At 68.2% G+C, this 6,780-nt stretch carries 3 protein-coding genes and 2 pseudogenes; all 5 read right to left on the bottom strand.

Annotation, left to right across the window (positions count from 1 at the left end; all coding sequences use genetic code 11):
* A pseudogene (locus tag WA805_RS27595) lies at positions 1 to 898 on the bottom strand (hypothetical protein); the annotation flags it as partial.
* 150 nt (positions 899 to 1,048) lie between these two features.
* On the bottom strand, positions 1,049 to 3,661 hold the full coding sequence (gene gyrA / locus WA805_RS27590; RefSeq protein WP_422281742.1) for a DNA gyrase subunit A: 2,613 nt from the start codon (positions 3,659 to 3,661) through the stop codon (positions 1,049 to 1,051).
* Between the two features lie 89 nt (positions 3,662 to 3,750).
* Positions 3,751 to 5,733, bottom strand: a complete 1,983-nt coding sequence (gene gyrB, locus WA805_RS27585; protein ID WP_425243794.1) for a DNA topoisomerase (ATP-hydrolyzing) subunit B — start codon at positions 5,731 to 5,733, stop codon at positions 3,751 to 3,753.
* 265 nt (positions 5,734 to 5,998) lie between these two features.
* Positions 5,999 to 6,511 carry a DUF721 domain-containing protein gene (locus WA805_RS27580; RefSeq protein WP_424559922.1) on the bottom strand — a complete coding sequence of 171 codons (513 nt, stop codon included), beginning with the start codon at positions 6,509 to 6,511 and terminating at the stop codon, positions 5,999 to 6,001.
* Positions 6,501 to 6,780: pseudogene (locus WA805_RS27575) on the bottom strand (DNA replication/repair protein RecF); the annotation flags it as partial. The pseudogene WA805_RS27575 and the gene WA805_RS27580, both read right to left, overlap by 11 nt.

Here is a 6,780-nt window from a genome sequence, read left to right as displayed (position 1 = left end):
GCCCGGACGGCCGCGGCGTACCCGGACCCGGGCCGAGGCCGGGGCCGGACGGGCCTACACCCGGCGTGGACGGCGGAGTGCCTGGTCCGGCCGGGCGGGTGCCTGTCGCCGCGGCACTGAATGAGGCCGGCGCGGGCGACGGCCCCGAAGGCGGACGCACCTCCCGCCACAGCGAAGACGCACCCCCGGGACCCGTCTGCGGGGAGGACGTGGACGGCGCGGGCGGGGCGGCAGACGCAGGCGACGTGGCCGTATCCCGAGAATCCCGAGACGACGGCGCCGTGGACGATGCGGTGCCAGACGATGTGGCGGTAGACGACGCGGTGAAGGTGGGCCGGCGCTCGCCGGCCGAGAAGACCGAAGGACCCGGGGCGCCGGAGCCGGAACTCGGCGGCGGCGGCGCCATGATCGAACCGCCCGGCACCGCGGGCGATGCATGCCTCGGAGAGGACGACCCGGTGGTCCCCGCCTGGTCTGAATCAGAAGCGTCGCTCTTCGCCGACGGGCTGAACCAGTTGGTGGTTGCCGCCATGGCCTGCTTAACCGCCTGGCGGCCGCTGTCGAGCACGCCACTGGCCGTGGAGACGAGGCCGTCAGAATGGCCGTCGCTGTCCTTCGGCTCCGCCACGGACCCGTTACTACCAGCGTCGGATTCAGTCACCAGGTGCGCCGGACCCTTCTTCTTGCCGATCTCATCCGCGGGGAACGGAACACGCCTGGACGAGTCATCGGCCGCACCGCCGTTGTGGTGCGACGAGGCGCCGTTCGAAGTGATGGCGTCTTCAGACATGACCTCATTCTCGGTGACCGCGTCTGGGACCTTGACCTCCGGGTCTATATCTAGACCTGGCGGCGCCACGATCAGGGGCGGTTCTGGGGCTCGTCCCGCCTCGTCCACGCCGTCCTCCTCGGTGCCCAAACTGGTGGTTCCCCGTTGTACCTTCAGCAGAGACTATCCGACTACGGCCAACTTGCCGGTCTTGTCAAGCCCTCTGAACGAGATCCAGAGGAATCCCCGCATGCGTACTTTTGCTCGGTCTACCTACCTTCAGACGCCGTCGTCCCCCAGATCGTTGCTCTCATCCACAATTTCGTTACCCGGGTTCTCCCCCGCCTCAACGTCCTCCACCGCATCAGCTTCGGCGGATTCCGCGTTCCGCGCGAGCGCGACGACGCTGTCCCCCGACGCCAGGTTCATCAGCCGGACGCCCATCGTCACCCGTCCGGACTGGCGCACCTCGCTGGCCCTGGTCCTGATGACACCGCCTGCGGACGTGATCGCGAACACTTCGTCGTCCGGACCGACAAGCAGCGCGCCCACCAGGACGCCGCGGCCCTCCGTGATCTGGGCCGTGATGACGCCGTACCCGCCCCGGTTTCTGAGGGGGTACTGGTCGGCGGGCGTCCGCTTGGCGTACCCGTTTTCTGTTGCCACCAGCACGTCTTCGCCGTCTCGTATGACGTACATGCCGAGCAGTTCGTCGCCGTTGTTGAACCGCATGCCGATCACGCCGGAGGTCGCCCGGCCCATCGGCCGGAGCTGATCGTCCGAGGCGTTGAACCTGATCGCCTGCGCGCCCTTGCTCACCAGCAGCAGGTCCTCGTCGGGCGACACCAGCGAGGCGCCGATCACCTCGTCGTCATCGCGCAGGTTGATCGCGATCAGCCCGCCGGTGCGCACGGAGTCGTACTCGCCGAGCCGCGACTTCTTCACCATGCCGGACTTGGTGGCGAGCACCAGGTACGGCGCCACCGAATAGTCCCGAAGTGCCAGCACCTCGGCGATCCGCTCGTCCGGCTGGAAGGCCAGCAGGTTCGCCACGTGCTGCCCGCGCGCGTCCCGGCCGGTTTCGGGCAGCTCGTATCCCTTTGCCCGGTAGACCCGGCCCTTGTTCGTGAAGAACAGGATCCAGTGGTGCGTTGAGGTGACGAAGAAGTGATCCACGATGTCGTCGGCCCGCAACGCGGCACCCCGGACGCCCTTGCCACCGCGCCGCTGCGCCCGGTACTGGTCGGTGTTCGTCCGCTTGGCGTACCCGCCGCGCGTGATCGTCACCACGATGTCGGACTCGGCGATCAGGTCCTCGTCGGCCACCTCGCCGTCGTAGGCGATGATCTCGGTGCGGCGCACATTGCCGTACTTCGACACGATGTCGCCGAGCTCGGTGCCGATGATCTCGCGCTGCCGCGACGGCGAGGCCAGGATCGACTCGAAGTCGGCGATCTTCGCCTCGAGGTCGTCCCGCTCTTCCATGAGCTCCCGCCGCTCCAGGGCGGCCAGCTTGCGCAGCTGCATGTCGAGGATCGCCCGCGCCTGGATCTCGTCGATCTCCAGCAGCCCCATCAGGCCGGTCTGCGCGGCGGCCGCGGATTCCGAGGCACGGATCAGTGCGATGACCTCGTCGATGGCGTCAATCGCCGCGAGCAGCGCGGCGACGATGTGCAGCCGCTCTTGCGCCTTCCGCAGGCGGAACCTGGTGCGGCGCTGGATGACGTCGATCTGGTGCGCCACCCAGTACCTGATCACCTGGTCGAGCCGCAAGGTGCGCGGCACCCCGTCGACCAGGGCCAGCATGTTCACGCCGAACGTGTCCTGCAGCTGCGTGTGCTTGTACAGGTTGTTCAGCACGACCTTGGCGATCGCGTCCCGCTTGAGCACGATCACCAGCCGCTGGCCGGTCCGCCCGCTGGTCTCGTCGCGCACGTCGGCGATGCCGGACAGCCTGCCGTCCTTCACCAGCTCGGCGATCTTGGTCGCCAGGTTGTCCGGGTTGACCTGGAACGGCAGCTCCTTGACGACCAGGCAGGTCCGCCCCTGGATCTCCTCGACCTCCACGACCGCGCGCATCATGATCGAGCCGCGCCCGGTGCGGTAGGCCTCCCTGATGCCCCGCCGCCCGACGATCAGTCCGCGGGTCGGGAAGTCAGGGCCGGGGATGCGCTCCATCAGCCCGTCGAGCAGCTCGGCCGCCACCTCGCGGCGGCGTTCGTCCGTGACCTCCTCGGCGCCGGCGGCACCCGGCGCCGGCATCTCGAACCGCTCGAAGTTCTCCAGGTACCAGTGCACCCCGGCGGCCACTTCCCGCAGGTTGTGCGGCGGGATCTTGGTGGCCATGCCGACGGCGATGCCTTCTGAGCCGTTCACCAGCAGGTTCGGGAACCGCGACGGCAGCACGACGGGCTCGGCGGACCGGCCGTCGTAGTTCGGCCGGAAGTCGACGGTCTCCTCGTTGATGTCCCGCAGCATCTCCATCGCCAGCGGGGCCAGGCGGCATTCGGTGTACCGCATGGCGGCGGGCGGGTCGTTGCCAGGGGAGCCGAAGTTGCCCTGCCCGTCGACGAGCGGCATCCGCATCGACCACGGCTGGGCCATCCGCACCAGCGCGTCGTAGATCGCGCCGTCGCCGTGCGGGTGGTAGTTGCCCATCACGTCGCCGATCACCCGCGAGCACTTGAAGTACCCGCGTTCGGGCCGGTATCCGCCGTCGAACATCGCGTAGAGAATGCGGGTGTGCACGGGCTTGAGCCCGTCGCGCACGTCCGGCAGCGCCCGCCCCACGATGACCGACATCGCATAGTCGATGTAGCTGCGCTGCATCTCGACCTGGATGTCGACCGGCTCGGTGCGGTCGTGCCCGCTCTCTCCGATGACCTCGGTCACTTGGAAACCTCTCGTTCAAAAACCAATCATTCCGAACGGGCCCGTGGTATCTCCGGGACCGCCCGATTACCGCGTGGGTGTGTGCGGCCTTAGATGTCCAGGAAACGGACGTCCCTTGCGTTGCGGGTGATGAAGGACCGGCGCGACTCCACGTCCTCGCCCATCAGCACGCTGAACATCTCGTCCGCCTGCGCCGCGTCGTCCAGCGTCACCTGGAGCAGCACCCGTTCGGCCGGGTTCATCGTGGTCTCCCACAGCTCCTCTGCGTTCATCTCGCCGAGGCCCTTGAACCGCTGCACGCCGTCCCGCGGCCGCGGGTCCTTGCGCCCTTCCGCGATGCCCGCCTCGATGATCCGGTCACGCTCCGCGTCGCTGAACGCGTAGCCGGGCTGGACACCGCGGCCCTCCCACTTGATCTTGTAGAGCGGCGGCTGCGCCAGGTACACGTGGCCAGCCTCGATGACCGGCTTCATGAACCGGAAGAGCAGCGTGAGCAGCAGCGTCCTGATGTGCAGGCCGTCCACGTCCGCGTCCGCCATCAGGATGACCTTGTGGTAGCGGAGCTTGGTGATGTCGAACTCGTCGTGGATGCCCGCGCCGAGCGCGGTAATCAGCGACTGGACCTCGTTGTTCTTCAGCACCCGGTCGATGCGCGCCTTCTCGACGTTGATGATCTTGCCGCGGATCGGCAGGATCGCCTGGAACTGCGGATCCCTGCCGCCCTTGGCGGAACCGCCCGCGGAGTCTCCCTCGACCACGTAGATCTCGGACCGCGCCGGATCGGTGGACTGGCAGTCGGCCAGCTTGCCTGGCAGTGACGATGTCTCGAGCAGCGACTTGCGGCGGGTCAGGTCACGCGCCTGGCGCGCGGCGATCCGCGCCCGCGCCGCCTGGCTGGCCTTGTTGATGATGTCCTTGGCTTCGCCTGGGTTGCGGTCGAACCAGTCGCGCAGGTGGTCGTTGGTCACCGTCTGCACGAACGACTTGGCCGCGGTGTTGCCGAGCTTGGTCTTAGTCTGGCCCTCGAACTGCGGCTCGGCGAGCTTGATCGAGACGATCGCGGTCAGCCCCTCGCGGACGTCCTCGCCCGTGAGGTTCGGTTCCTTCTCCTTCAGCAGCTTCTGGTCACGCGCGTACCTGTTCACCACTGAGGTCAGCGCGGCGCGGAAGCCCTCCTCGTGCGTGCCGCCCTCAGCGGTGTTGATTACGTTCGCGAACGTGTGCACCGACTCGGTGTAGGACGCGTTCCACTGCATCGCGACCTCGAGCGACATCCCGTCGGTCTCGTCACCGAACTCGATGACCGAGCTGTGCACCGGCTCCTTGGAGGCGTTCAGGTAGCGCACGAAGTCGGCGATGCCGCCCGGGTACTCGTAGACCACGGTGCGCGCCTTGCCCACCAGCGACCTGGAGGCGGCCGGGTCGGCGTCCTCGTCGTCCTCGGAAATGGCCTGGGGCCGCTCGTCGGTCAGCGAGATCCGCAGGCCCCTGTTGAGGAACGCCGTCTCCTGCAGCCGCCGGGACAGCGTCTCGAAGTCCCACTCTGTGGTCTCGAAGATCAACGGGTCTGGCCAGAACGTCGTCAGGGTGCCCGTCTCGTCCGTCGCCTCGCCGCGAACGAGGTCCGTCACCGGGGCGCCGCGCTCGTAGGTCTGCGACCAGACGTAGCCGTCCCTGCGGATCTCCACCTCGAGCCTGACGGCCAGCGCGTTCACCACCGACACGCCGACGCCGTGTAGGCCGCCGGAGACCGCGTAGGAATCCCCGCCGAACTTCCCGCCCGCGTGCAGCGTGGTCAGCACGACCTCGACCGCCGGGCGGTGCTCGACCGGGTGCTCGTCCACCGGGATGCCGCGCCCGTCGTCATTCACCCGGACGCCGCCGTCGGCAAGCAGCGTCACCTGGATGTCGGTGGCGTAGCCGGCCAGGGCCTCGTCGACCGAGTTGTCCACCACCTCATAGACCAGGTGATGGAGTCCCCGCTCGCCCGTTGAGCCGATGTACATGCCGGGACGCTTGCGGACCGCCTCAAGGCCCTCAAGTACCGTGATCGACCGCGCATCGTACGACAAAAGAAACTCCATCCTGCGTCAGGTAGCGCGTGGCCCCCGCCCGGCACCGCGCTGCGGTCGCGCGGCCGCAACCACCGGCGTCTTTATCCGCGTGACTACCTTGCTATTTTACCTTCGTTTACGGGCTTCTGGGGCGACGTCGCGGGGCTTGCGGCGTGGTGTCGCAGGGCTTGTGGGGTTGAAAGCCGGCCTCGGGCTGCTTGCGCCTGGCTCTAAGGGAGTGGGCGGCGCCCGGCGTCGCTAGAAGTCTGCTATGTATAGCGTCTCAGCGGGGTCTGACATTCCCGCGTTTCTTGGTTGACGGGCCGCGAACTCGCAGGTGGTGGACTGTGCCTGCGCCCAGTTCCTCCGCTAGGCGCTGGAGGACTTTGGGGGCCAGCAGGCGGAGCTGAGTGGCCCATGTGTCGGAGTCGGCTGTGACGGTTAGTTCGCCGTTGTTGAAGGACTCTGGGGTGGTGTGGGCGGCTACCTGGGGGCCGACTATCTGGGGCCACGTGCCGAAGACTGTGCCTATTGCTGCGCGGGCTTGCCAGCCTCGTGCCGAGAGCAGGTCGCCTAGGGCCGAGTTGAGGAGTTCGGGGTCTTCGCGTCTGGGGCGGGCCGACCAGGAGGGTGAAAATGGGGTGTCTGGAGCCGGCCGCGTACGTTCTGGATCAGCTGAAGAGGACTGGTGCGTACCCGCGGTGGGCTGGGGCCGGTCACCTCTTGCCCACGCGTCCGCTCTTGCCCTTGCCAGGGCCTCCGTGGCCAGCCGGATGCGCTCGGGGTCAGGAGGCACGGGTCAGCTCACCGCCGGACAGCGTGAACCGGATGCCGGTCAGCAGCGGCGGGACGTCAGCGGGGACAGCGGCGGTGACGAGGACCTGTTCCGCCTCCGCGACCAGGGCGGCGAGCCGGTCGCGGCGGCCAGCGTCGAGCTCGGCGAACACGTCGTCCAGGATGAGCACCGGGTCCTCGCGGCCGGCCCGCAGCAGGTCGAAGCTGGCCAGCCGCAGCGCGAGCGCCAGCGACCAGGACTCGCCGTGGCTGGCGTAACCGCGCGCGGGC

The organism is Trebonia sp. (assembly GCF_049794275.1).
Classification (GTDB): Bacteria; Actinomycetota; Actinomycetes; order Streptosporangiales; family Streptosporangiaceae; genus Trebonia.
The sequence above is the reverse complement of the archived record's forward strand: the minus strand, read 5'-3'. Positions and strand labels throughout refer to the sequence as shown.